The 25,371-nt window shown below is 41.1% G+C and carries 26 protein-coding genes; 17 read left to right on the forward strand and 9 right to left on the reverse strand.

The genetic code is table 11. From position 1 onward, the window contains the following. Nucleotides 1–619 (reverse strand): PepSY-associated TM helix domain-containing protein (locus L1267_RS01140; protein ID WP_235381847.1); only part of this gene is annotated, 619 nt, incomplete at its 3' end. A gap of 64 nt (nt 620–683) precedes the next feature. Next, on the reverse strand, nt 684–1,544 hold the full coding sequence (locus L1267_RS01145) for a cation diffusion facilitator family transporter (RefSeq protein WP_235381849.1): 861 nt from the start codon (nt 1,542–1,544) through the stop codon (nt 684–686). A gap of 236 nt (nt 1,545–1,780) precedes the next feature. Here L1267_RS01145 and L1267_RS01150 point away from each other — a divergent pair, with 236 nt between their 5' ends. From L1267_RS01150 to L1267_RS01190, 9 genes are all read left to right on the forward strand, one after another. Continuing rightward, nucleotides 1,781–2,092, forward strand: coding sequence for a hypothetical protein (locus L1267_RS01150; RefSeq protein WP_171040418.1), 312 nt, complete (start codon nt 1,781–1,783; stop codon nt 2,090–2,092). 58 nt (nt 2,093–2,150) lie between these two features. Then, nucleotides 2,151–3,275, forward strand: a complete 1,125-nt coding sequence (locus L1267_RS01155) for an efflux RND transporter periplasmic adaptor subunit (RefSeq protein ID WP_235381851.1) — start codon at nt 2,151–2,153, stop codon at nt 3,273–3,275. Nucleotides 3,276–3,284: 9 nt separating this feature from the next. After that, nucleotides 3,285–6,395, forward strand: coding sequence for an efflux RND transporter permease subunit (locus tag L1267_RS01160; RefSeq protein WP_235381852.1), 3,111 nt, complete (start codon nt 3,285–3,287; stop codon nt 6,393–6,395). A gap of 127 nt (nt 6,396–6,522) precedes the next feature. Beyond that, entirely contained in the window at nt 6,523–7,008 is a 486-nt protein-coding gene (locus L1267_RS01165; protein WP_054552102.1) for a GNAT family N-acetyltransferase, read from the forward strand. A gap of 122 nt (nt 7,009–7,130) precedes the next feature. Continuing rightward, entirely contained in the window at nt 7,131–7,637 is a 507-nt protein-coding gene (locus L1267_RS01170; RefSeq protein WP_235381854.1) for a hypothetical protein, read from the forward strand. A gap of 15 nt (nt 7,638–7,652) precedes the next feature. Then, nucleotides 7,653–8,267 (forward strand): superoxide dismutase, encoded by a 615-nt coding sequence (locus L1267_RS01175; RefSeq protein WP_235381855.1) that lies wholly within the window; start codon nt 7,653–7,655, stop codon nt 8,265–8,267. A 75-nt stretch (nt 8,268–8,342) separates the two neighbouring features. Then, nucleotides 8,343–9,692 carry a DNA-3-methyladenine glycosylase 2 family protein gene (locus tag L1267_RS01180; RefSeq protein WP_235381856.1) on the forward strand — a complete coding sequence of 450 codons (1,350 nt, stop codon included), beginning with the start codon at nt 8,343–8,345 and terminating at the stop codon, nt 9,690–9,692. 2 nt (nt 9,693–9,694) lie between these two features. After that, nucleotides 9,695–10,162 (forward strand): methylated-DNA--[protein]-cysteine S-methyltransferase, encoded by a 468-nt coding sequence (locus L1267_RS01185; RefSeq protein WP_235382011.1) that lies wholly within the window; start codon nt 9,695–9,697, stop codon nt 10,160–10,162. A gap of 108 nt (nt 10,163–10,270) precedes the next feature. Next, the gene (locus L1267_RS01190) at nt 10,271–10,855 is read left to right on the forward strand and encodes a thymidine kinase (RefSeq protein ID WP_062565567.1); all 585 of its coding nucleotides are present in this window, start codon (nt 10,271–10,273) and stop codon (nt 10,853–10,855) included. On the opposite strand, the gene ltaE is transcribed toward L1267_RS01190, so the two are convergent. After that, nucleotides 10,838–11,845, reverse strand: coding sequence for a low-specificity L-threonine aldolase (ltaE, locus tag L1267_RS01195; RefSeq protein ID WP_235381857.1), 1,008 nt, complete (start codon nt 11,843–11,845; stop codon nt 10,838–10,840). The genes L1267_RS01190 and ltaE overlap by 18 nt on opposite strands. A 10-nt stretch (nt 11,846–11,855) precedes the next feature. After that, nucleotides 11,856–12,761, reverse strand: coding sequence for a 23S rRNA (adenine(1618)-N(6))-methyltransferase RlmF (gene rlmF, locus L1267_RS01200; RefSeq protein WP_235381858.1), 906 nt, complete (start codon nt 12,759–12,761; stop codon nt 11,856–11,858). 385 nt (nt 12,762–13,146) lie between these two features. Between rlmF and L1267_RS01205 the strand changes: the two genes are divergently transcribed. From L1267_RS01205 to L1267_RS01220, 4 genes are all read left to right on the forward strand, one after another. Continuing rightward, on the forward strand, nt 13,147–13,314 hold the full coding sequence (locus L1267_RS01205; protein WP_235381859.1) for a hypothetical protein: 168 nt from the start codon (nt 13,147–13,149) through the stop codon (nt 13,312–13,314). A 29-nt stretch (nt 13,315–13,343) separates the two neighbouring features. Then, entirely contained in the window at nt 13,344–13,718 is a 375-nt protein-coding gene (locus L1267_RS01210; protein WP_235381860.1) for a hypothetical protein, read from the forward strand. 112 nt (nt 13,719–13,830) lie between these two features. Then, the gene (locus L1267_RS01215; RefSeq protein ID WP_235381861.1) at nt 13,831–14,052 is read left to right on the forward strand and encodes a hypothetical protein; all 222 of its coding nucleotides are present in this window, start codon (nt 13,831–13,833) and stop codon (nt 14,050–14,052) included. A 447-nt stretch (nt 14,053–14,499) separates the two neighbouring features. Continuing rightward, complete coding sequence (locus L1267_RS01220) at nt 14,500–15,402, forward strand: alpha/beta fold hydrolase (RefSeq protein ID WP_235381862.1); 903 nt, start codon at nt 14,500–14,502, stop codon at nt 15,400–15,402. Here the strand turns inward: L1267_RS01220 and L1267_RS01225 are convergent. The 3 genes from L1267_RS01225 to L1267_RS01235 form a co-directional block, all read right to left on the reverse strand. Next, entirely contained in the window at nt 15,335–16,819 is a 1,485-nt protein-coding gene (locus tag L1267_RS01225; RefSeq protein WP_235381863.1) for a tetratricopeptide repeat-containing sulfotransferase family protein, read from the reverse strand. The genes L1267_RS01220 and L1267_RS01225 overlap by 68 nt on opposite strands. A 144-nt stretch (nt 16,820–16,963) precedes the next feature. Beyond that, nucleotides 16,964–19,549 carry a TonB-dependent receptor plug domain-containing protein gene (locus L1267_RS01230; protein ID WP_235381864.1) on the reverse strand — a complete coding sequence of 862 codons (2,586 nt, stop codon included), beginning with the start codon at nt 19,547–19,549 and terminating at the stop codon, nt 16,964–16,966. Between the two features lie 286 nt (nt 19,550–19,835). Continuing rightward, the gene (locus L1267_RS01235) at nt 19,836–19,991 is read right to left on the reverse strand and encodes an oxidoreductase-like domain-containing protein (protein WP_135926510.1); all 156 of its coding nucleotides are present in this window, start codon (nt 19,989–19,991) and stop codon (nt 19,836–19,838) included. A gap of 106 nt (nt 19,992–20,097) precedes the next feature. On the opposite strand from L1267_RS01235, the gene L1267_RS01240 reads away from it, so the two are divergent. Both L1267_RS01240 and L1267_RS01245 read left to right on the forward strand, forming a co-directional pair. Continuing rightward, nucleotides 20,098–20,508, forward strand: coding sequence for a hypothetical protein (locus L1267_RS01240; protein ID WP_135926511.1), 411 nt, complete (start codon nt 20,098–20,100; stop codon nt 20,506–20,508). An 88-nt stretch (nt 20,509–20,596) separates the two neighbouring features. Next, nucleotides 20,597–21,958 carry a leucyl aminopeptidase family protein gene (locus L1267_RS01245; protein ID WP_135926512.1) on the forward strand — a complete coding sequence of 454 codons (1,362 nt, stop codon included), beginning with the start codon at nt 20,597–20,599 and terminating at the stop codon, nt 21,956–21,958. Between the two features lies 1 nt (nt 21,959). Here the strand turns inward: L1267_RS01245 and gloA2 are convergent, their stop codons facing one another. Together gloA2 and L1267_RS01255 are read right to left on the reverse strand one after the other, a co-directional pair. Then, nucleotides 21,960–22,346, reverse strand: coding sequence for an SMU1112c/YaeR family gloxylase I-like metalloprotein (gloA2, locus tag L1267_RS01250; RefSeq protein ID WP_135926513.1), 387 nt, complete (start codon nt 22,344–22,346; stop codon nt 21,960–21,962). A 70-nt stretch (nt 22,347–22,416) separates the two neighbouring features. Next, entirely contained in the window at nt 22,417–23,490 is a 1,074-nt protein-coding gene (locus L1267_RS01255; protein ID WP_138558284.1) for a ketoacyl-ACP synthase III, read from the reverse strand. Between the two features lie 151 nt (nt 23,491–23,641). On the opposite strand from L1267_RS01255, the gene L1267_RS01260 reads away from it, so the two are divergent. Continuing rightward, the gene (locus L1267_RS01260) at nt 23,642–24,952 is read left to right on the forward strand and encodes a metal-dependent hydrolase family protein (RefSeq protein WP_235381865.1); all 1,311 of its coding nucleotides are present in this window, start codon (nt 23,642–23,644) and stop codon (nt 24,950–24,952) included. Nucleotides 24,953–24,960: 8 nt separating this feature from the next. Continuing rightward, the gene (locus tag L1267_RS01265) at nt 24,961–25,365 is read left to right on the forward strand and encodes a nuclear transport factor 2 family protein (protein WP_235381866.1); all 405 of its coding nucleotides are present in this window, start codon (nt 24,961–24,963) and stop codon (nt 25,363–25,365) included. The last annotated feature ends 6 nt before the right edge of the window (nt 25,366–25,371 follow it).

A 25,371-nucleotide genomic window follows, 5' to 3' on the forward strand; every position in this document is an offset into this window, starting at 1 on the left:
TCCAGTTAAATGCCATACCTGTGTAGGCAATTAAAATGAGTGGAATTAAAAAATACACACCTAGAACGGTATGTAGCTGATACATCAGCACTCTAAACTTTGCTTTACGCTTAATAGCCAAGCGCTTAATACGATTTTTTGGCTTTACCCAAATATAAAAGCCAAGCAGAATTTCAATAATAAGAATCAGCGCACACACCGATACCCAGTTTCTTAGCGGGCGATTTTTATCGCCATCTTCATAAAGCAGCCAGCGGTGCAAAGCCATGGTAAAGCCATAAATTGTACTGTAGTAATCGTACCCATGTAACACTTGACCGTTGTATGGATTAACACTCACATATTTGTTATTGGCCAACTGTAATTGCCAAGCAAGATCACTACGCTGCTCTGGCATTAACAGGGTAACGGATTGTTTTGTTGTAGCTGAAACGTGTTGGATGAGGTCATCGAAATCTAGTGCTGAAGGTGCTGGCGTTACTGTCCATTTATCGCTTTGAGTAAGGTATTGAATGTCTTTTGCGTAAATAAGCAACGCGCCGGTCAAGCTTAAACAAATTAAAAATAAACCGCTTACTAAGGCAAGTAATAAATGCGTACGACGTAACCACAACTTCAACAAGGTTTGTTCCTTCAGTTTGCTGTTAAAACAAAACTGAATTGTAAATGATAACGCGATACATTTACACTAAAACTTGTTCAATGGTGCAGCTTTCAATAGCAAAGTTTTCATGTAAAAAGTGACGTATTTCATCGTTTTGAATGCTTTGCTTGGCACTAAACTTAAGCTCACAATGAATGTGATGGTCATCTATCTGCCATGTTTTAAGGTAATCAATATCAGTGATTGCAAATTGGGCTTTAAGTTCAGTGATAGCTTTTGGTAGCGCAAAACTATCGGGGGCTGCCTGCATTAAAATTTTACTGCTCGCTATTAGCAGCAAAATACCATGGTAAATGACATATACCGAAATCAGCATGGTGGCAATTAAATCAACAACATACCATTGATAAAGAATAATTAAGGTACCCGCAATGATCACCACCACAGACGCTAATGCATCAGACACATTATGTATAAACGCAGCACGAATATTCATGCTGTCTTTCGCACCTGCTTTGTAAGTTAAAAGCGCGGTGAATAGGTCAACAACCAGTGCAAAACCTGCAACCCAAATGATGATCCAGCCGTCTATGGGCTGAGGGTTTAAATAGTTGGATATGGCTTCAACAATTAGGTAACCACCAATCACGATTAAACTTAAACTGTTAAATAAGGTTGCTAAAATTTCAGCGCGTTTATAGCCGTATTGATAACGATCATTGGCAGGTTTGGCACCTATTTTTCGGGCAATTATGGCAATGAATAACGATGAGGCATCACTTAAATTGTGCAGCGCATCAGCAATTAACGATAAGCTGCCAGAAACGAGGCCGCCAATCACCTGAGCGACGGTTAATAACACATTAATTACCACTGCCATCATGAGTTGGCGGGTGCTTTGGTTATTTGTATCGTGATGATGGTGGTGTCCGTGTCCCATAAAAATACCTAGTTATTGATTTGCTTTATTTTTATACCATGCGTGCTGTGATATTGAAAAGTTTATAATGATTTGTTCGTGTACAGATTATAATTTTCTGTTCAAATGCTGATGGATTTGTTAATTTAACACTGTTGTACCATTTTTTAGTTCTAATTTTTAGGCTCAATGTGAAAGCTGCATTTTTTATTTTGATTAGCGTATTATTGCTCCAGCCCACGCTGGATAGCTTTGATGTGGCCGATCATAATGCTGCGTTTAATCACACCTCGGTACTACTATCTGAAGAAATTGATCTTGAAGCCCATTGCGCTATCAATGGCGATCATCAGCTACACCAATTAGAGCACACCGAACTTAGCAAACAGTTGTCTGATTCAGCCGAAAAAGGCCATTGTCATGTTTGTCACAGCCCTGTGTTTGTCGATTCGCTGCAATTGACCGAGCCTGCTGATACCTATTTTACTAAAATTGAATCTCTCGATTTAAACTTCACATCAGCAGATTTAGCACCGTTACATCGCCCACCTATTTTAGCTCTTACTTAATCCAAAACCCTTTTTAGATTTTATTTGGGCTTAGCCCATTTTAAGTAAGAGACGATATATGTTTTTAAGAAATTTTATGCGTTACGCATTACTGTGCGTATGCTTTATGTATGTGACAAATAATTCTGCGAAAGAAGCACATGAACATCAAGAAAATGAACAAGCTGAGCATGCTAATGAAGTCAATTTAACTGAGCAGCAACAGCAACTAGCTAATATGAAGGTTGAGCGCCTTGTACTGAAAAAACACAATCAAACCTTATATGCACCGGGCGAAATTAAAGCCAATGGTTATGCCAGTTATGTGGTGTCACCGCGCGTTGATTCAATCGTTGTAAAGCGCCATGCCTTGTTAGGGCAACATGTCAATAAAGGTGACTCTTTAGTCACCTTATTTAGTGGCGAAGTTGCCAGCCAGCAAACTGAATTTAGATTGGCCGAAGCAGAGTTAAAACGGCTAACTAAAATGACACCAGGCACGGTGAGCAAAAAGCAAATCTTGACTGCCAAAGCCGAGTATGAAGTAGCTTATAGCCGCTTAGTTGCCTTTGGTTTATCAAAACAAGCTATAGCTCAAACACTGACTATAAGCCCTGAAAAACTCGGCGAATATACCTTATTTGCACAAACATCCGGTGCTGTTTTAACCGATAACTTCGCCCAAGGCCAGCGAGTTGATTCGGGGATTGAGTTGATGCTGATTGCTGATGAATCAGCGCTTTGGGTTGCAGCTCAGCTTTCAGCTAATCAAGACCGTACTATCAGTAATGGCTCGACAGCGCTGTTAGAAGTAAACGGTAATCGCTATCAAGCAACAGTCATTCAAGAAGCACATACCATTGATGAACAAACACGCTCACGAACCGTTAGGCTCGAGGTAAAAAACACTCAGCATAGTTTGCATCCGGGCATGTTTGCCGATGTGTATTTTCAGTTTGAAACAGAGCAAGCGGTACTTGCTGTACCAGAGAATGCTTTAACTCGCAGCGCAGATGGTGACTGGCAATTATTTGTTGTTGATGACGATGGTGGTTTTGTCGCACAAGAAGTAACCCTTGGCAGAAGTTTTGGTGATTATCGCGAAGTATTTGGTATTGAAGCCGGACTTGAGGTTGTCACCCAAGGTGCATTTTTTATTGCATCACAGCTAGCTAAAGGCGGATTTGATCCGCATAACCACTAGAGGTGACGCATGTTTAATTTATTAATTGAAGCGGTGATAAAAAATCGTTTACTGGTGCTATTGGCCTTGCTTGCAGCGATTGCTGTGAGTTTATTTATGATCCCAAAACTCAATTTAGATGCCTTTCCTGACGTGACAAATGTGCAAGTGGCAGTTAATACCGAAGCGCCGGGGCTGGCGGCTGAAGAAGTTGAGCAGCTGATCACATACCCGATAGAAGCGGTTATGTATGCACTACCCGATGTAGAGCAAGTTCGTTCTATTTCTAAAACGGGATTATCGGGCGTCACTGTGGTGTTCAAAGAAGGTGTTGATATTTACTTTGCTAGGCAGCTGGTTTTTGAACGTTTGCAGTCTGCTAAAGAGTTGATCCCAGACGGTGTAGGTATGCCTACAATGGGCCCTAATACATCAGGGCTTGGACAAGTTTATCAGTATTTACTTGAAGCAAAGCCTGATGCAAACATAGATAGCATGTCACTACGTAGCTTAAATGATTGGGTGGTTAAATTACTTATATTACCTATTGACGGTGTTACCGATATTTTGTCATTTGGCGGTGAGGTCAAGCAGTATCAAGTAAACTTAAACCCCAATAAACTCCTAGCCTATGACTTAACACAGCAAGATGTTAGTGACGCACTAGATGCTAACAATAGCAATGTGGGTGGCTGGTATATGAACCGAGGTCAAGAGCAGCTGGTTATTCGTGGTACAGGTTGGTTTACCCCAGGCGAAAAAGGGCTTACTGAAATTGCGCAAACGCCTATCAAAACCATTGATGGTACGGTCGTTAAAGTGGCTGATGTTGCGAATGTTGAGCTTGGCAGTGAAATTCGACAAGGCGCTGTCACCTTATCTAAACGCAATGATCAAGGTGAAATAGTCAATCGTGGTGAAGTGGTCACAGGTATTGTGCTTAAAAGAATGGGCGCTAATACCAAGCAAACGATTGATGGCATTAACGCGCGTGTCGAGATGATAAATCAAGCACTGCCAAATGGGGTTGAATTTAAAGCAATTTACGACCAAGCAGAGCTTATAAGCCAAGCGGTACAAACAGTTATTGATGCACTGCTTTTAGCTTTTGTATTTATTATCATAGTATTAGCGCTATTTTTGTTGGATTTAAGAGCAACATTTTTGGTTTTATTGTCGATCCCTATTTCGATTGGTTTAGCACTGAGTGTAATGGCATGGCTTGGCTTATCGGCTAACTTAATGTCATTAGGGGGTATAGCTGTTGCCATCGGCATGCTGGTAGATGGCTCGGTTGTTATGGTAGAAAATGTATTTAGGCACTTAGGGATGAAGCATAATCAACATAAGCCACCCGCCGAGCTGGTTGCAATTGCTGCAAAAGAAGTCGCACGGCCTATCTTTTTTGCCTCTTTGATTATTCTTACGGTATTTTTACCACTGTTTAGCTTTGAAGGCGTTGAGGCTAAGTTATTTCAGCCAATGGCTGTGAGTATTATGCTTGCGATTATTAGCGCTGTAATTGTTGCCTTAGTTGTGGTGCCAGCACTGTGTGTTTATTTATTTGCTAAGGGCGTGACAGTAAAGCAAAGTATCTTACTAAAACCTATCGATATGCTTTATCAACGGGCTTTACAAAAAGCATTGCAGGCTAAACGCAGCGTTTTAGCTATTGCAGGGTTATTACTGATTGTAGCGGCTGTTATGCTACCAAGGCTAGGTACTGAGTTTGTGCCAGAACTTGAAGAAGGCACGATTAACTTGCGTGTGACTCTTGCTCCATCTGCAAGTCTCGAAACAGCAATCTCAGTGGCTCCAAAGCTTGAAGCCATGTTGCTTAAATTTAACGAGGTGGAATATGCGCTGAGCCGAATCGGTCGGGCAGAAGTGGGGGGCGATCCTGAACCGGTTAACAACATAGAAATCTATTTAGGCTTAAAGCCACATGAGCAATGGGTTAACGCGAAAACACGTGTCGAATTGCAACAGTTAATGGAAGCCAAGCTTGAGCAATTCCCTGGGCTTTTGTTTAACTTTTCACAACCCATAGCAACCCGAGTAGATGAGCTTTTATCGGGTGTAAAGGCTCAATTGGCCATTAAGTTGTTCGGAAGTGATTTGGCTGTTTTAAGTGAAAAAGGCCAACAAATTGAGCAGCTAGTTCAGCAAATACCTGGCGCTAAAGATGTCGCGATGGAGCAAATAGGCGGCGAAGCACAGCTTATAGTTAAACCCAACCGTTTGGCGTTATCGCGTTTTGGTTTATCGGTAGCTGATTTAATGGATGTAGTCCAGCACGGTATTGGTGGGCAATCAGCAGGGCAAATTATTAATGCCAATGAGCGCTATGATATTTATGTGCGTATAGCGCAAAGTTATCGCCAAAACCCAAATGTGATTGCTGATCTTCGACTGCGTACCCCCGCGGGTGCCATTGTTAGGGTAGGTGATGTAGCCGATGTACAGATTGAGTCTGGCGCTCCACAAGTTCGTCGCGATGATGTTCAAAGACGCATAGTCATTCAAGCGAATGTACAAGGGCGTGATATGGGCTCTGTGGTTGCGGATATTCGTACTGCGATTGCTGATAAAGTGGAGTTACCAAGTGGTTACAGCGTGGCGATTGGCGGCCAGTTCGAAAACCAACAACGGGCACAAAAGCGGCTAATGATAGTGGTGCCAGTGGCCTTGTTACTCATTGCGTTATTGCTTTATTTTGCCTTTAGTAACTTATCGCAAGTGGTGCTTATTCTTGTCAATGTTCCTCTTGCTGTAATTGGAGGGGTGATTGCATTGTATGTCTCTGGGCAATACTTATCTGTACCTAGTTCTGTAGGGTTTATTACGCTGTTTGGTGTTGCTGTATTGAATGGTGTGGTGATGGTTGAAAGCATTAATCACCGAGTGAGTCACGGCGATAGCAAAGATAAAGCGGTATTTGAAGGGGCTGTATCACGGCTCAGACCCGTACTAATGACTGCGCTTACTTCAATGCTTGGACTAATTCCAATGCTCCTAAGCACAGGAATAGGCGCCGAAATACAAAAGCCACTTGCAACGGTTATTGTTGGCGGCTTGGTCAGTGCAACATTCTTAACTTTATTTGTACTGCCGGTACTTTATAAGTCGATGAGTAAATAAAGCAAAATGGGGCTAACTTTTAGTAGCCCCTTTTTTAATGCCGTGTATTTCTGTAAAGGGCGTTTACACCATACTAAAGCCCTTATAAACTGGGCGTTACAATAATGATGTAAAAAAGGAATACAGAGTGAGTAACGCAATTACAATTCGACCGGCAGTCGCGAGTGATGCTGCAACAATCCTACATTTTATTACCGAACTTGCTATTTACGAAAAAGAACCCGACGCAGTTAAAACAGACGAGCAAGCTATTTTAAAAACGTTATTCAGTGAAGGTGCTACGGCTCATAGTGTTATTTGTTTAGAGGGCGACACGCCAATTGGTTTTGCAGTGTATTTTTATAATTACTCTACATGGCTTGGCAAAAATGGTTTGTATTTAGAAGATCTTTACGTCAGTGCTGATAGCCGTGGTAAAGGTGCTGGTAAGCAAATTATGCAATATCTAGCTAAGCAAGCACTCGAAAAAGATTGTGGTCGTTTTGAGTGGGTGGTACTTGATTGGAATAAACCAGCCATTGATTTTTACGATAGCATTGGTGCTAAACCACAAAACGAATGGATTATTTACCGCCTGACAGGCCAAGAGCTTATCGACTTTGCGCATCAATAAGTAATTTTGATATAGCTTAAAATCAACAAATACCAATATAAATAAAAATCATTTGCATTTAACCTTTTCTGTGTGTAGTTTAAATACACATACAAAGATTGGTATAAGTGCAGGTGATTTTTATGACTCAAACAACACGCCACACACCTTTAACTGCAAACGCCATTGATGATGCGCTTGCCCCTTGGCAAAGTGCAATTTATCAAGGCAACTTAGCATTTGAATCTGGCGAGCTTATTACTGCACGTGATCATTACACGGTTGCAAGCAGCTGCGCCGAAACACTTCTTGCGCAATTTTCTAATATTCCAATCAACCAGTCGGTAACTCGCTCGTTAGAGCATTGCATTGCAGCATTTGTTGTTGCCACTTTGAATCTTGCCGACACTTTTAAAGTGATGCAAAAACCCGATAAAGCCTGCACCTGGCTTTGCCATGCTCATCAACGATTAAGTGTGCTTTTGAATCACCCAGAGCAACAGGTTCGCACCTTGGTGCTGCACCATCATCATAAAACCTATTATGAGCTGGTTAAGTTTGCCAGCATGGCATCGGCATTTCCGACACTCATTAACCGTATTAATCAGCTATTAGCTGACCATCCCCACAAAACGCAGTTATTACATTAACGATAAGGAATCAGTATGCCTTTTACATTACCCGATTTAGCGTATGACTATGATGCACTTGAACCGCACATTGATACGAAAACCATGGAAATTCATCACACCTTGCATCATCAAACCTATATCAATAAAGCGAATGCTGCACTAGAGGGCAGCCATTATTCAGAGCAAGATGCTGAAACATTACTCCGCACTATTTCATCAATGCCTGAGTCATTACAAAAAGCAGTGCAAGAGCATGTGGGTGGCCATCATAATCACTCATTATTTTGGCAAGTTATGTCACCTAATGGCGGCGGTATGCCAAGTGCAGAGTTAAATGCAGCCATTGTTGATACATTTGGTAGCTTTGATGAGTTTAAAGAGCAATTTACTAATGCAGCGGTAAGCCGCTTTGGCAGTGGTTGGGCGTGGTTATGTGTTGATGATAATAACCAGTTGGTTGTTGAAAGTAGCCTTAATCAAGATAGCCCACTGATGCAAAATCACACGCCTATTTTAGGGCTTGATGTGTGGGAGCATGCATATTACTTGAAGTATCAAAATCGTCGTCCTGAATATATTGCGGCATTTTACGAAGTGATCAATTGGCCGGAAGTTGAGCGCCGATATTTAGCCGCAATTAAAAAATAGTTAAGGTCCGAAACTGGCTAGTCAAAAAATAATATTCAGTTAAGCTAACGGTATTAGCGTGTAACGAGAATAATTATGACTAGCCAACAATGGCAAACTGCAAGGCAAAGCCGCGACCCACGCTTTGATGGGGTGTTCTTTGTAGCTGTAAAAAGCACAGGCATTTATTGCAGACCAATTTGCCCTGCACCAACGGCACAAGAAAAAAACGTTGAGTATTACCAATATGCGCACTTGGCTGCGCAAGATGGTTTTCGACCCTGCATTCGCTGTCGCCCAGACAGTGCTCCGAATAGCCCAGCTTGGTTAGGTACTAAAACCACCGCATTACGTGCCAAACAACTGATTGATAAAGGCGAGGCCTACGATTGCGAGGTTTTAGCAGACAGACTAGGGGTGTCGAGCCGCTATTTACGCCGTTTGTTTAACCAACATTTTGGACTGTCGATCACCCAATATCGATTATTTAACCAATGCAATTTTGCCAAGCAGCTATTACAACAAACTGATTTGTCGGTAGCTGATATCGCATTTGCGGCAGGCTTTAATAGTATTCGTCGTTTTAATGATGCTTTTTTAAAGCAGTTAAATATCGCCCCGTCAAAGTTACGCAAGTCAGATAAAAAACCAGCATCAACATTAACTTTAACACTAGCATTTAGGCCGCCTTATAACTGGCAAGCACTCCATGACTTTTTACAGCGCCGCTTAATTAGTGGTCTAGAATGGCTAAGCGCAACGAGCTATGGTCGCACTTTTAAAGATAAATATTGCCAAGGGCAATTTACCGCGCATTTTGTTGAGCATAAAAACCATTTTAAAGTGGTTATTGATATCGATAACACCCGCTATTTACAGCAAGTGATCCATAACATTCGTCGTGTGCTTGATTTAGATGCCGACACGCACACTATTGAACAGCATTTAAATGCAGAGCTAAAAGGTGCAATGCCGCTTTGTGTTGGACTTCGTTTGCCGGGAATTTGGTCTGAGTATGAAGCAGGTATTCGTGCGGTACTTGGTCAGCAGGTAAGTGTTACAGCGGCTCATAACTTAGTAACACAGCTTGTAAATGAGTTTAATCAGCAAAGTAATAACCACTATTTTCCAAGCCCTGAATGGGTTGCCAATTCTGAACTCGACTTTTTTAAAATGCCACAATCACGCAAAGATGCGCTACGGCGTTTAAGTGCTTATTGTCAGCAAAACCCAGATAATCAAGAGCTTGATAATTGGTTAGAGCTCAAAGGCATTGGCCCATGGACAGTCAATTACGCCAAACTGCGCGGTCAAAGCCAACCCGATATTCTATTGGCAGGCGACTTAGGGGTTAAAAAAGCCCTCGCTGGTATAAGCGAATTTAATAGCGAGCACTGTGCGCCATTTCGCTCTTATTTAACTTTTCAACTATGGCAACAATTATGAGTATGCAACAAGTTATTATGCCAAGCCCGATTGGCGATATTACCATTCAAAGTACATCAAAAGGCGTCAGTTACGTTGGCTTTTACCCGGTGGTTGCAATGCAAACTGAGGCTGTTGATGAGCACACCCTTACACCCATTTTAATATGTATAAGTGAGCTTAATGAATACTTTAACGGCGAGCGTACGCGTTTTACTGTTCCGCTAGATACCCAAGGTACCCAGTTTCAAAAGCAAGTATGGCGTGCACTGATTGATGTTGAGTTTGGACAAAGCAGAAGTTACCAAGATATTGCAATTGCCATTAATAACCCAAAAGCGGTGCGTGCAGTGGGGGCTGCAAATGGTAAAAACCCCATTAGTATTATTGTGCCATGCCATCGGATTATTGGCGCAAACGGTAAACTCACAGGCTATGCGGGTGGCCTTGAAAGAAAAGAGTGGTTACTTAAACACGAAGGCTTGTTATAAAACAGCAATTTTACTGGGACAAGGTTTCAAGTAATAAGAGTAAGGTAATAGATGATGTTGCCGCGCGATTAGGGTAGCATATTGCGACTTTAAAATTTGGGCAACATCATGGCACAGCTGTACTTTTATTATTCTGCAATGAATGCAGGCAAATCTACCACACTTTTACAATCTGCATTTAACTACCGCGAGCGTGGTATGGAACCGGTTATTTTAACAGCGGCTATTGATGATAGAGCAGGTGTTGGCAAGGTGTCTTCACGTATTGGTTTACAGGCTGATGCGCATATTTTTGATGCAGATAAAGATGTATTTGAGCTAATCAAATCATTAAATGCAGAGCAAAAGCGCCATTGTATTTTAGTTGATGAGTGTCAGTTTTTATCAAAAGACCAAGTAATGCAATTAACAGATGTGGTTGATGAGCTTGGTATTCCGGTGCTGTGTTATGGCTTACGTAACGATTTTAGAGGCGAGTTATTTAGTGGTTCACAATACCTACTTGCCTGGGCAGACAAACTAATTGAGTTAAAAACAGTGTGTCATTGTGGTCGTAAAGCTAACCATGTACTGCGTACCGATGAGCATGGCAATGCGATTGCAGACGGTAATCAGGTAGAAATTGGCGGCAACGACCGATATGTATCGGTGTGCCGCAAACATTATAAAGAAGCGTTAAATCTCGGCCGCTAATGCCGAGATAAAACTATCAATATCTTGCTTAGTGACGCCTAAATGGGTCACTAATCGCAGTGGTTTACCCGGTGAAAACAGCATATTTTGCTCTTTTAGTGCATGTGCCACTGCTTTTAAATCGATATGTTCGGCAACATTTGCGTAAACAATGTTGGTATCGATTTGAAAAGTTGACGTATCAAAACCAGCTAAGGTGTTTAACTGTTCAGCTAAATACGCCGCGTTATCGTGATCTTCAGCAAGCCTTGCTACGTGATGCTCAAGTGCATACTGGCCAGCAGCTGCCAGCATACCCGCTTGGCGCATACCACCACCAAGTACTTTACGCCAGCGGCGCGCTTTATCAATCAGTGCTTTGCTACCTAATAATAGTGAGCCAACCGGCGCGCCGAGTCCTTTTGATAAGCAAATAGACACTGAATCAAAATACTGAGTGATTTCAGTGATATCAACACCTAACTTAACCGCCGCGTTATACACGCGGGCACCGTCTAAGTGCAGAGCAAGGCTATGTTTATCAACACACTCTCTAGCTTCTTTTAGATAACTAAGCGGGAGAACTTTGCCACCAATGGTGTTTTCTAAGCTAAGTAGTTTGGTTTTAGCAAAGTGAAAGTCATCAGCTTTAATTGCAGCCACAACTTTGTTTAAATCTATGCTGCCATCGGCATTATTTTCAATTGGTTGTGGTTGAATAGAACCCAATACAGCGGCACCGCCACCCTCAAATTTGTAGTTATGCGCTTGTTGACCACAAATATATTCGTCGCCACGTTCACAATGCGCCATTAATGCTAGTAAGTTTGCTTGCGTGCCAGAGCTGCAATAAAGGGCGCTTTCGAAGCCATGGCGCTCAACAGCAAATTGTTCAAGTTGATTAACGCTTGGGTCGTCACCATAAACGTCGTCGCCTACTGGGGCGTCATTCATGACCGCGCGCATAGCTGCTGTTGGTTTTGTAACTGTGTCTGAACGAAAGTCGATCATCTTATTATCCTTATACTAGTTCGTTAAGAATGGCTTCGCGGTCAGCTTGGTCAAAATAGCTCCAAGCAATAAAGCGACTTATTTTTTGGCCTTGTGCCATTTTTATAACTCTTACTTCTTTCACATCAAGTGTGCTAAGCAACTTTTTTATATGCGGCAAAGTGTCAGACTTTGAAACAAGTGATGTAAACCAAATACATTGCTCTGCAAACTCTTGACTCTCAATGCACATTTTAGTGATAAATTCGCGCTCACCGCCCTCACACCAAAGCTCGTTTTGGCGGCCACCAAAATTAAGTGCTTTTTGTGGCGCTTTGTTAAGGTTTTTCCATTTACGCTCAGTGCCTGCTTTGGCCTGTTGCTCGCTGGCATGAAACGGTGGGTTACATAAAGTTAGGTGAAAAACATCTTTATTCGATATCACGCCCGTAAACATTTTATTGGCGTTGTTTTGCTGCTTAACATTAATTTTCAGGCGGTTGAATTGCACGATTTGTTTGGCAATTTTAACAGACAAGGCATCAATATCGGAGCCTGTGAAGTGCCAGCCATATTCGTGATTACCAGTAAGCGGGTAAATCACATTTGCACCTGTGCCTACATCAAGCACTTTTACTTGCTTACCCGTCGGAATATGACCTTGGTTATCGTTTGCTAATAAATCGGCCAAGTGATGAATGTAATCCACTCTGCCAGGAACCGGTGGGCAAAGGTAGTTGTCGGGCAAATCCCAAAAATCGATTTTATAATGGCTTTTTAATAACGCTTGGTTGAGGGTTTTAACCGCTAATGCATTGGTGAAATCAATGGTATCAGTGCCCGCTGGCGTTTGCGTTATATAAGGTGTTAGGGCAGGAGTATCTTTGCATAGCAAAGTAAAGTCGTAGCCATTTAAGTGGCGATTTCGCGAATGCATTGAGGAAAACCTATCTGTTAGCCATATCAAAGGCTGATTGTACCAAATAAATCTTTGCTCTGAGTTAGTTTGCGGTGGATATTTTTGCTTAGCCTCATTAAAAGTATGATATGCAAAAATCATTTTTAACTTGAAATACTTAGAAAAAATAATTAAAAACGTAGATGAAGCACTTTATCTTGTAAAAGACAATCGAAGGAATCGAGCTTCTGTGTATTTTAATTGAATATTAAAAACAACAAGGAAGCTTATAAAAAATGACTAATAGTATTTTTCTTTGTTCTTTTACCTTTTACGTCTTAAGCAACTGGTATGTGAACCTCTATGCCCCATCAAAAGAGCAAAATCGTTGTGTTTTAAGTAGTCTGTTTTCAAAGGAATGTTTATGTCTAAATTTAAAAAAATAGTGATAGCTGTAGTAATTTTGCTAAGCCTTGACGCAATTGCTAAACAATACAATGAGCGCAATCACACTGAAATGGCAATTAAAGAGTGTGGTAATAAAGACAACATCGCCAAAGTTGACTCCAAAGGCTTTGAGTGTAAATACTAATGGACAAATACACTGTTAGGTGAGCAAAGGTGAAGCTGTCATCGCTATCCAAATTATTAAATGAGTACATATCTCCAGAAGTGTTTCTAGGAGGGTTTTTAACTGAATTTTCAGATTATGAAAATAAATTGGATATCAAAGGTTCTTCTATTACTATCGATGTCATTGAAGATGAAGAGATTGTTATATCTTTTGCTGATATTAATAAGCTATGTGAATTGTTCATTCAAGATAAACTAAATAAAAATCACTTATGCTTTATCGCAGATGCTCTTCAACTATGTGATTTAGTTGATTTTGAAGAGGAAGGAGTTTTTGACTACGTAGCTGAATTAACAGATCCAGAAATTAATGGTGTTTTTACAAAACAAAGAGCTATTGAAATAGTCGAAAAGTTCACCTAACAAGGCAATTATAAGTGGGACGTCTAAAGCTTGGCTGGTGGTCATTCTTCACTAATTTTAGCTAAGTATTATCTGTCCAGTATGCGGGTGTTAGTAGGCAAGGAGTAAGAGTTTGGATTTTAAGGATGAATTAAGACCATTGATAAGCCTTGAAGCTGCCAAATGGATTAAATATTTGAGAGTTGACGAAGAGTATTCCTTCCGTGGTATTGCAGAGGAATGCGCAATTAAATGGGATAAAGGTTGGGGTACCAATCAAATATTAGGTGAAGATCTGTGCGCTGTTGCAATTGAAGTATTGGGCGATGATCCGCAAAAAGATGGCTGGTTATAAATTGCATACCGACAAGGCACTGAAGCGGGATAATTAACAGTTGGCTGGTTTCACTGCGTACAAACGTTTTAACCTACTATAAGTTTTCACTTAGTGGAGCGTTACCGAATTAATATTTTAAACGTTTTAATCCAGATATGTGTCATGCTCAACGTCTGTTCACACTCAATGATAAACTTAAGACCACGAATGGCAAAAGGCTGTCTCCTCCGCATATGTTAATTACGTAACATAGAAATCATCAAAATTTAGCCAAAGGCTTCTGCAAGTCGAACTTCTCATATCAATGAATAATGGCACTGCATTGGTGTTACTATTTAATCAAAATCTCATCGTGCCTGAGATTCTCATTTTGAGTGGCAATCGCCAAAACAAACTTGCTTTGCTAAATAGACTGGCGTAATTTAACACTGGTACGATGAGTCTATAAGAATAAAAAGGTCAAACGTGACGATTAAACAAGAATCGGTGTTTATTAAACTCGCCGAAAGCCAAACTCTACATTTACGTCGTATCAGTAAGACTGATGCGAAAGGCCCTGCAGTGTTTTTTATGCATGGTGCCGTTGAAAATGGCAAAATCTTTTACACCCACAACAATAAAGGCTTGGCGCCATTTTTAGCTGAGCATGGTTATGTTTGCTATGTAGCTGATTTGCGCGGTCGTGGTGAGAGTAAGCCTGCGATTTCAAAGCATGCAAAGTATGGTCAGACCGAGGCCATTTTAGAAGATATTCCTGCATTTCTAGATAAAATTAAACAGCTTGAAGGCGAGCCTGCCCGTTATTGGGTTGCTCACTCATGGGGCGGGGTGTTGATGAACAGTGTGTTTGCCCGTTTTCCTGAATTGATTGATGATGTGAAAGCTTGCGGCTATTTTGGTTCTAAACGGTCTTTGTATAATCATCATCCTAGTAAGTATATTCAAGGTAATTTAATTTGGTATGGCTTGGCACCCTTAGTTGCCCGTAAGCATGGCTTTGTTCCGGCTAAAAAACTGAAATGGGGCAGTGATGATGAAACCCGTAAATCGCATTACCAAAGCATGCAATGGGCTAAACGTAAACCTTGGGTCGACACCGATGATGGCTTTGATTACGCCAAAGCATTAGCCGATAAAGCGCTACCACCTATCATGCACGTTGCGGGTATCAAAGATAAAGCACTATGTCAGCCAATTGATATTGCAAAGTTTATGGAAGAGTCGGGCACTGGCAAGCAAACCATGACCATTTATGGCCGTAAGTTTGGCCATAAGGTCGATTATGATCACATTAATATGCTTACTCACCCACAGGCGCGTTTTGAGCAGTTTGTTGATCTGCTGAACTGGTTTGAGGCTCATTCATAAGTGTGTGCATAGCACTCTCGTAGCGTTTATATTTATCAATTGCTTTGTCGTTAAGCGGCTGTCTTACAGCCGTTTTACTGAGCGTTGCCACTGGTTTTTTCGATTTATAAAAATTTAAAAATTGCTTGTTATACTCAATGTTTAAGAATTTACACAATGCTGTTAATGTTTGTTCGCTTTCACTCACTAGTTCCTCATAGCTTAAATCAAAAATAGCTTCTGGCATTACGTTGTGCCAATGTGCCATTAACTGCTGATATAAATCATAGTATTGTTTAAACTCGGGTAGAGAACAAAAGTAGGGCTCATTTTCTGCGAAGTAGTTGCTAAACACCGACCAAGCAATGGCATTGTAATCCCGTTGCATATTGATGAATTTAGCGTTTGGAAACAATAAATAAATTAGCCCAAGTGATTGATAGTTTGAAGGTAGCTTATTGATCATAAAGGGGCGCACCACTGGTGCTTGCTTTAAGCGTTCAATATAAATATTTCGGGCTGTGGTGATGAGCCCTTGATCTAATTCAGCTAAGCAATCAGGGTAGGGGCGCTGAGTTTTTTGTTCAATATAAGCAACAACCTGATTACTGATACTGGCATCTTCTCCGAGGCTCGCAAAGTCACTATGACTTGTTAGCATTTGCTCTATGAGTGTAGAGCCGCTACGTGGCATACCAATTATGAATATTGGTGTAACTGTCCCTTTAAAAGTTTTATCGCGTGAGGCAATTAATTGGGCGTGACTTTGTTCAATAACACGTTGATAAAATGGAACTAGCTCAGCGGTTTTAAATTGCGTCAATTTAGACTGAAACTTATTTGCAAGCTTGTAATAATCAAACGCCTGTTGTGTATCACCAAGTACATCGTAACTCTTGCCGAGGGCGTAGTAACAGACCATTTTTAAGCGGACGTTATCGGTTAACGTTAAGAAGTGGTGGAGTTCGTTTATGTAGTTTTGTTCGTTGTTAAACCGAGCAAACTGTACCAACTCAAATAAAATATAAGCTTTTACAGGGTAGCTACCCATAGTTAGTGCATGTTTTAAGATGTTATAGGCTTTATCGAGTTCGCCATAAGTCAAATAGTGTTGGGCTAGGTAATAATGTGGTTCAGGGTTATGGCTGGCAATTGATTTTGCGTATTCAAGTACAGTCACTGCATCTTGCGGTGAGTGAACGCCATTAAAAGCATCCGCTAAGGCATGCAGTGGCTCGAGCATGTGCGGCAGTCGCTCGCAAGCTCGCTGTAATAGATATACTGCCGCATCATAGCGTTCTAGGCGCAGAGCGATTCGCCCTAAACCAAATAATGCTTCGCCATTTTCTGGTTCAGCATCAAGAATCGTTTTAAAATGAAACTCTGCTTCTTTTAGTTTGTTTTCAGCAAGTAGTTGATTCGCTTTTTCTAACAACATAATGATGGGGCGATGTTTATTATTTTTATTTACTATAAAACGAAAAAGGCGAAATGTCTTTCGCCTTGATTAACTATAAATATCCAGAAAAGTCTGGGGTATAGACTCTCTAGGTTGATCTCTCAACCTAGAAAGCACCTCTATTTAGAAAGTATATGTAGCTTTCACGTAATAGAAGCCACCGTTAATACCATATGGTGAAGTCTCGTAGTATTTACCACCCCAGTTGTTATTAGGGATGCCAGTACGGTCGAAGAAATCAAGCTTTTCTGCTTCTTGGTCGAATAAGTTTGTCGCACCAACTGACAAGCTAATTTCTTCAGTTAGGAAGTAAGTAACTTCTGCATCAATTGTTACTGCTGCATCAGCTGTTTTAGCTGTTGCATCGTAATCTACGTGAACGCCTTGGTATTCGCCATAGTAGTTAACACGTGTAAATGCAGAGAAGTTCTCCCACTGTTGTGCCCAGCTAAGCGTTGCACGGTGATTTGGTAAGTCATTTTCTAAACGGCTTACTTTAAATTCACCTGTAATTGGGCTCGACTTAGTTACTTCAGTGTCGTTCCAGTTATACGCTAAGCTGAATGTTGAACTACCACCTAATAATTCAGTTGAATAGTTTGCAACAGCGTCAACACCTTGTGTTGTTGTATCAAAGTCATTTGTGAAGAAGCTTACTTGCGCTAAGTTTTGTACGTTTGGTACACCAGCCGCTTCAAGCGTGTCTTTGTCTGCTTGGCTCAACTCAATTTTGTCTGATTGACTGATACGATCATCAACTTGGATGTTGTAGTAATCAATAGTGAAGAATAAGTCGCCAATTGTCCATACTGCACCAAAAGTGTAGCTTTGCGATTCTTCAGGTTGAAGTTCTGTACCACCTAATTGCACAGCAATAGGGTTTGTTGGTGGTAATAGTGCTGAGTCAACTAGTACACCGCTGCTTAAGTTTGTTTGTACGTTACTTACGTTAGCTTGACCAACAGTAGGAGCACGGAAACCAGTACTGATTGAACCACGAATATTCAGGTCTTCAGTTACGTGGTATTGAGCAGTTAACTTATAGTTAGTTGTTGAACCGAATGTATCGTAATCTTCATAACGTAGCGCTAAACCCATTAGGAAGTCGTCAGTGAATGGTGCTTCAACATCAACGTACGCTGCATAGTTACGACGTGTATATTCGCCTGCATCAGATGGTTTGAAACCAGGGAAACCATTTGAACCGATACCAAAACCTTGCTCTGTTAGAGGGCCCGCAGTAAATGAAGCTACGTCGCCAGATACAACTGTAAATGTTTCTTCGTGCCATTCAAGACCACCAGCAACGTTAACGTCATACGCTAAACCAAAGTCAAAACCTTTTGATAAATCAGCGTTAAAGTTTTTCTCTAATTGTGAGTACTTACCAGGGCTAAAGTCACGCGGGCTGTCTGGGCCTAATGACGCATTGATTGTGTCATAAATGAAATAGCGTGATTCGTTGTAACCTACTGTACCGCTTAAGTCATAGTATGCACCTTCAAGGAAACCAGATGTGATTTCACCTTTAGTACCAATTGTTAGTGCAGTATCTGTGATGTTACCACCGAAGTTAGGTGTAAAACCGCCCGGAAGCATTTCGTTAAACGCAAAACAATCTGGGTTGTTAGCAACTAGATCGATGTATCTTTGGTTATCTAAAACGTTATCATCAATCATGATATCGGTAGGACAGTTACCGCTCATATCGCCAGTTAAATCACCAACAAGTAGTGTTTCACCGCCATCATTTGAATAAACACCCGGACGAGTATGTGGGTTACGATAGTAGAAACCACCACGTACATCACGCTCAGAGTAGTTACCAAACATATAGAATTGCGCTGTGTTGCTTATATCTAAACCGATGTTACCGAAGATAGAGATATCGTCATCAACCTCAGGTGCACCCCAAACTTGCGCAAGAGAAGATACTTCTGGTACACCCGCTGCGTTAAGTGCAGCAGCATCTGGGCGTTGAACTGAACGGCTTGTCGCGTCAGCTGTTTTATATTGGAAGCTTAAGTTAGCAAAGCCGCTATCGGTAAATGGTAAGCCCACGTTACCTGAAATTTGCGTTGTATCGCCATCGCCTTCATAGTATTCGCCTTGACGAATTTCGAAAGAGCCACCTTCTGAGGCATCTTTTAATACAAAGTTCATTACACCGGCGATTGCATCAGAACCGTATTGAGCTGCTGCACCATCACGAAGTACTTCAACTTGTTTTAAAGCAATGCTTGGAATAACTGAGATATCGGCACCCTGAGCACCATCATTAATACCACCACCTAAGAAAGCGATTACTGATGCACGGTGACGGCGTTTACCGTTAACAAGCACAAGTGTACTGTCAGAAGGAAGACCACGTAAGTTTGCTGGACGAACAAGTGATGCAGCATCACTGATTGGGTTTTGGTGAACGTTAAAAGATGGTACAGAGCCTTTTAGTAGCTCAAGCATATCGGTGTTACCACCTTTGTCTAGCTCTTCACCACCGATGATATCGATTGGTACCGGTGAGTCACCGATTGAGCGAGGTGCAGAGCGGGTACCAACTACCGCAATCTTCTCTACATTTTTATTAACCTTTGTTTCTTCAGTTGCTTCTTCTGCCGCAATTACAGATCCAGATACAAACAGACCTACAGTTGTTGTTGCTAAAGCAAATTTAATTGCTTGTTGCAGCGCGCTATTTTTGAATTTCATTCTGACTTCCCCAGTTAGAATAGTTATGATTAGGTCACCAACTCTAAATTGGTGTAAATAACTTATACAGACTGTGAAAATAATTTGCAAATTGTTAATTTAATGTTGTTTTGGTTGTGTTGGTTATTCTGGTATTCACTTTATTTGGATTATGTGTATGAATTTTAAGGGGATAATTTATTCTTTGCGATTCATTTTTTTGTGAAAATTTATATAAAATATCTAAAAAAATTTTAAAAACAGAAAGTTTTGAGTGAAATGTAGGCAAAAAAGGAATTGGAACGGTCTATTTTGTTTGTTGCTTATCGTTCAGTAGTTGCCACTGTTGAAGCTTTTCTTTGTATTCATCCCACACGCATGGGCAACAGCTACCACCACCGCAACATTCATCAGAAGCGGGCTTTGTTGGTTTTTGCTCGTCCTTTAGTTGTTTTTGGTCCATTTGAATTAATGAAAAATAATTAATAATAGAGTGCTAAGGATAAGTCAAAAACTAATATAAGTAAATTATGCTTTGTGAACTTCGTATGCTGTGTGAAAATACCTAAATGCGATTATACAAAGTTATTCATAGGGCTCCGTTCAGAGTAGCCAAAATTACCAAAAAGCGTCAAACATTACGTTTTAAGCGCGCTATGGTAGCACTTAAAATCGCGCTTGCTCAAGAAAAGCAAGAAACCAAAGAAATGCTTCATATATATAGGCGGTACACTCAAGGCCTAGCTAGTAAAGAAGAGTTACATACTGCTAATGAACAATTCTTAGATATCTTGAAAGGCTTAGGTTTGGGTGTATTTGCTGTATTGCCATTTGCACCCATTACCATCCCCCTTGTTGTTAAGTTAGGGCAGTGGGTTGGTGTTGATGTATTACCAAGTTCATTCAATATTAATAAGTCACTTAAAGAGCTAGACCAACAAGTCGAAAAAGAAGAAAAAGAGAAGCAAAACAAACACTGATTTGGGTTTGGCAATCTGATTTTGCCTATACCTTTTGTACCAAGATATTGGTATGCTTAGTTATCTTTTCTTTATAACGAGTCGTTTAATGAGTGCATTAATTCGCCATTCTTCAACGGGTATTCCCCTTTCTTTTATTGCAAAAGCAAATCTTACCGATTGGTTAACTGAGCAACCACAATCACTTCAAAACTGGTTATCAAACTGTGATTTTAAAAATAAAGGCATTGCCCTTATTGCTGATAGTGAGTCGGGTTCATTGGAGCATGTTTATTGCTTAGTTAATGATCTTAATGACTTTTGGTTAGCAGGCGACCTATCTACGAAGCTTCCTGCAGGTTGCTATCAAATCCAGGGTGATGACACTTTCGTTGAGCAAGTTGCACTTGGTTTTGTGTTAGGTGGGTACGAGTTTAGTGAATATAAAGAAAAAGCTTCACCGCGAGCGCAGCTTGCTATTGCTGATGAGAGCCTAGTTAAGCGTTTAACTGAGCATGCCAGCGCAATTAATTTAGTGCGTGATTTAGTCAATACACCTGCTGCAGATATGATGCCACAACATTTATCACAAGTGATGGCTGATTTAGCTGACACCTTTGATGGTGAGTTCAGCGAATGGGTGGGTGATGAATTATTAGAGCAAAATTACCCAACGATTCACATGGTTGGTCGTGCTTCGGAAAACAAACCGCGGTTACTTGATTTACGTTGGGGTGCAAAAGATGCTCCGCAGATTACCTTAGTTGGTAAGGGTGTTTGCTTTGATTCTGGCGGTTTAGATTTAAAACCAAGTTCTGGTATGCGTAACATGAAAAAAGACATGGGCGGTGCCGCGCATGTTATTGGCCTTGCACAGTTAATTATGGCTGCCAACTTACCAATTCGCTTACGTGTATTGGTACCTGCGGTTGAAAATGCGGTTTCTAGAAATGCATTTAGACCAGGTGATGTGATCAAAACACGTAAAGGGATCACTGTTGAAATTGATAACACCGATGCCGAAGGCCGTTTAGTTCTGTGTGATGCACTTGCTGAAGCACAAAACGATAATCCAGATCTAATCGTAGACTTTGCAACCCTAACAGGCGCTTGCCGAGTAGCATTAGGTACTGAATTACCAGGCTTTTTCGCCAATAATCGCGATGTTGCGAACAAATTAATAGATGCAGGCGAAAGCTGTCATGACCCTGTTTGGCAACTTCCTTTATTTGATCAATACAAAGCATTATTAAAAAGTGATGTAGCAGATATCGCCAATTGTGCTTCAACGCCATTTGGTGGTGCAATCACTGCCGCGCTTTACTTAAAAGAGTTTATTGAACCAAGCACGCCTTGGGTTCACTTTGATGTGATGGCTTGGAACGTACGCTCATTGCCGGGTCGTCCTGCAGGCGGTGAAGCATTGGGCATTCGTGCCGTGTTTAATTATCTACAAGATCGTTTTCAATAATTTAGAGTTGATATAGCTCTAACGGTAAATCATCGGGATCGGCAAAAAATGTAAATTGCTTCCCGGTGATTTCATCCACTCTTATTTCTTCTACGCTAATACCTTGTGTTTCTAAATAGTGTTTTGATTTTGCAATATCGGCAACTTTAAACGCTAAATGGCGAAGCCCTTGAGCTTCTGGGTAGCTTGGTCTTTGTGGCGCGCCAGGAAACGAAAACAACTCTAATTGGCTGCCATCAGGAAGCGCTAAATCTAATTTATACGAGTCACGTTCAGCGCGGTATAGTTCGTGAATAATCGGCAGTTTTAAAACTTCACTATAGAAGTGCTTTGACTTTTCATAGTTGCTACAGATGATTGCAGCGTGATGTATGCCTAATAATTCCATGGTCTAATCCTTTTATGCTCATAAAAAAACGCGGACTAAGCCGCGCTTTTCTATTAATGAGTGTAGGGTATTACTCTGCCGCTTTACATGCCGCAACAGCTGGTGCAACAAGTTCAAGACCTGTTTTATCACACTCAGGTAGAGCAGCATCAGATACCGCAATTGGTGTCACACGATCGCCCCATTTAATATAACTTGCAGCCCAAGTTAAACCAGCACCAAAGGCTGCTGACATAATGTTTGAGTTAGGCTTGATAAGGCCTTGCTCAACAGCTTCACAAATTGCAATTGCAATTGTCGCTGCAGACGTATTACCGTAATCGGCAATGTTCACCATGACTTTGTCGTCAGCTACTTTTAAGCGTTGCTGAATGGCTTGTATGATACGTAAATTAGCTTGGTGAGGAACTAATACATCAATATCATCAAGTTGCAATTGCGCTTGGTTTAGCACGTCATCACAGGCTTCACTCATGCCTTTAACTGCACGTTTGAAGATTTCGCGACCTTCGAATAATAAGTTTGACGGACCAATTGGCTCATATTTATTTAAATCGCTACCAAAGTTCTCAATATGCAGGATATCGCGGTCTTCACTATCACAGCCTGTTTTAGTCGCGAGTAAGCCTGATGGCGTATCTGAGGCTTCTAACACAACGGCACCCGCACCATCACCAAACAGTACAGCACTGTCTCGACGTGACCAGTTGACATACCAAGTCATGCGCTCAGCAGCAATAACCACGGCCTTTTTAATCATACCGGCACGAATTTGTGCTGTGGCAGCTTGTAAAGCGTATAAAAAGCCTGAACATGCAGCGTTAGTATCCATTGCTGCAGCGCCAACAGCGCCAATGTTTTTTTGCACTAATGAAGCGGTATTAGCCACCATCGTTGATGGTGTACAGGTTGCTAATAACACTAAGTCTATGTCCTTGCCGTCAACGCCAGCACAAGCTAGGGCATGTTTTGCAGCAACAGTAGCAAGTTCAGCAGTAGAAACATGGCTGACACGGCGAGATTTAATGCCTGTACGTGTAGTGATCCATTCATCGTTGGTATCAACAATGTTACTTATTTCATCGTTGCTAATGCTAGCGGGTGGTATACATTTACCCCAGCCAGTAATTTGGGCATAAGACATAATGTGTTCTCTTTATGTGGTCAGACTTGTTAAAATTTTTCAAAGTTATACCAAAAATCACCTCTCAACACTAGCTTAACGCTTTACTGCGTCGTAAATAATGGCATTTGTTCGATATTTAAGTTAAACCTAGTATAAAAAAGAGGCGATTATGAAAAAAATAAACTTAAAAATAAGCACATTATCGGTACTGTCCTTATTATCTTCGTTTACGGTTAATGCACAAACCACCATTATTCACGCTGGAAAAATGCTGGTAGGCACTGAGCAAGATGTCAAAGAGCAGCAAACACTGGTTATTGACGATAACAAAATTACTGCAATTAAAGCAGGCTATTTAACAAAACAGCAGTTAAACCTTAGTAATGCAGATGTTATTGATTTAAAAAATCAGATGGTTTTACCAGGCCTGATTGATATGCACGTTCATGTTACCTTTGAGCGAGATGCAAAGCGTAACCCACACCAATGGGCAACTGAATACGAAGCAGATTATGCACTTCGTTCTCTAAAATATTTACAGCACACAGTCGATGCCGGTTTTACTTCTGTGCGCGACCTTGGTAGCAGCTATCAAGTTATCTTCCCATTAAGACGAGCTGTTGAACGTGGCGACATTGTTGGTCCGCGTATTTTTGCTGCAGGAGACATGATCACACCGACCGGTGGTCACGGTGACATGCATGGCTATCGTCGTGATATTACCAAAGCAACACAAGGCGGTGGCTTGGGTGTGTGTGATGGTGCTGATGATTGTACTCGTGCGGTACGCGATGTTATCAAAAGTGGTGCCGATGTGATTAAAATTACCGCGACAGGTGGTGTGTTAAGTAATACTGCTGCGGGTGTGAATCAACAATTTACTGATGAAGAGCTCAGTGCCATTGTTAACACGGCTCATCATTTAGGTCGCAAGGTAACGGCCCATGCTCATGGCACAGAAGGTATAAAAGCGGCACTCAGAGCAGGGGTTGATTCAATAGAACATGGTTCATTTTTAGATAAAGAAACCGTTAAATTATTTAAAAAGCAAGATGCTTATTTAGTCCCAACTTTACTCGCTGGTGCTACAGTAAAAGAAGAAGTGCAGAATAACCCAAATATGCCAAAAGCAATTGCTGATAAAGTAGAAGTTGTAGCGCCCAAGATGGAAGCATCGTTTAAGTTAGCGCTTAAAAATAACGTGAAAATTGCTTTTGGTACTGATTCAGGGGTGTCTAAGCATGGTGATAATGCCAAAGAATTTGAATTACTGGTTAAATACGGTATGACACCTAAAGAGGCAATTAAGTCCGCAACTGTTGAAGCTGCTAAACTATTAGGCCAAAGTGATAACCTAGGTGACTTGAGTGTTGGTAAACAAGCAGATATTATCAGCGTTAATATGAATGTGCTTGATAACATTAGTGAACTTAGACAAGTTAACTTTGTTATGAAGGGCGGTAAAGTGCTCAAACAGTAAGGGTTACTATGGGCGGCAAAATTAAAGAAACTTTATTTAATCATTTGATTGATGCCGAAAGGCAGTTGTTAGAGCCTGAGGTAAGACAATCTGCAGAAGCACTTGATGCTTTGCTAGATGATGACTTCATCGAAATTGCAGCAGATGGCACGTCTTTTAATAAGTTCCAAGTATTAACCCGTTTGCCGACTGAGGTGGTACCGCAGTTTTACAACCAACATTTTAAAGGCCGTATGCTTAGCGAGAACATAGCGCAATTGAGCTATCAGGCGGCCTTTAGACGATCTGTTCGCTCAGAATTTAACTATTCAATTCGTATGTCATTGTGGCGTTTTAACGGTAAACAATGGCAAATGGTGTTTCATCAAGGCACGCCATGTGCTGTTTTTACAATTTCTATGGATGATGAATAATCATTA

Origin of the sequence: Pseudoalteromonas sp. OFAV1, from assembly GCF_021532595.1 — a bacterium.
Lineage (GTDB): Bacteria > Pseudomonadota > Gammaproteobacteria > Enterobacterales > Alteromonadaceae > Pseudoalteromonas > Pseudoalteromonas lipolytica_C.

Coding starts and splice junctions, on each gene's coding strand:
- L1267_RS01145 (WP_235381849.1), bottom strand. CDS start 1,544: ATGGGACACGGACACCACCATCATCACGATACAAATAACCAAAGCACC.
- L1267_RS01155 (WP_235381851.1), top strand. CDS start 2,151: ATGTTTTTAAGAAATTTTATGCGTTACGCATTACTGTGCGTATGCTTT.
- L1267_RS01160 (WP_235381852.1), top strand. CDS start 3,285: ATGTTTAATTTATTAATTGAAGCGGTGATAAAAAATCGTTTACTGGTG.
- L1267_RS01170 (WP_235381854.1), top strand. CDS start 7,131: ATGACTCAAACAACACGCCACACACCTTTAACTGCAAACGCCATTGAT.
- L1267_RS01175 (WP_235381855.1), top strand. CDS start 7,653: ATGCCTTTTACATTACCCGATTTAGCGTATGACTATGATGCACTTGAA.
- L1267_RS01180 (WP_235381856.1), top strand. CDS start 8,343: ATGACTAGCCAACAATGGCAAACTGCAAGGCAAAGCCGCGACCCACGC.
- L1267_RS01185 (WP_235382011.1), top strand. CDS start 9,695: ATGCAACAAGTTATTATGCCAAGCCCGATTGGCGATATTACCATTCAA.
- L1267_RS01190 (WP_062565567.1), top strand. CDS start 10,271: ATGGCACAGCTGTACTTTTATTATTCTGCAATGAATGCAGGCAAATCT.
- ltaE (WP_235381857.1), bottom strand. CDS start 11,845: ATGATCGACTTTCGTTCAGACACAGTTACAAAACCAACAGCAGCTATG.
- rlmF (WP_235381858.1), bottom strand. CDS start 12,761: ATGCATTCGCGAAATCGCCACTTAAATGGCTACGACTTTACTTTGCTA.
- L1267_RS01205 (WP_235381859.1), top strand. CDS start 13,147: ATGTCTAAATTTAAAAAAATAGTGATAGCTGTAGTAATTTTGCTAAGC.
- L1267_RS01225 (WP_235381863.1), bottom strand. CDS start 16,819: ATGTTGTTAGAAAAAGCGAATCAACTACTTGCTGAAAACAAACTAAAA.
- L1267_RS01230 (WP_235381864.1), bottom strand. CDS start 19,549: ATGAAATTCAAAAATAGCGCGCTGCAACAAGCAATTAAATTTGCTTTA.
- L1267_RS01235 (WP_135926510.1), bottom strand. CDS start 19,991: ATGGACCAAAAACAACTAAAGGACGAGCAAAAACCAACAAAGCCCGCT.
- L1267_RS01240 (WP_135926511.1), top strand. CDS start 20,098: ATGCGATTATACAAAGTTATTCATAGGGCTCCGTTCAGAGTAGCCAAA.
- L1267_RS01245 (WP_135926512.1), top strand. CDS start 20,597: ATGAGTGCATTAATTCGCCATTCTTCAACGGGTATTCCCCTTTCTTTT.
- gloA2 (WP_135926513.1), bottom strand. CDS start 22,346: ATGGAATTATTAGGCATACATCACGCTGCAATCATCTGTAGCAACTAT.
- L1267_RS01255 (WP_138558284.1), bottom strand. CDS start 23,490: ATGTCTTATGCCCAAATTACTGGCTGGGGTAAATGTATACCACCCGCT.
- L1267_RS01260 (WP_235381865.1), top strand. CDS start 23,642: ATGAAAAAAATAAACTTAAAAATAAGCACATTATCGGTACTGTCCTTA.
- L1267_RS01265 (WP_235381866.1), top strand. CDS start 24,961: ATGGGCGGCAAAATTAAAGAAACTTTATTTAATCATTTGATTGATGCC.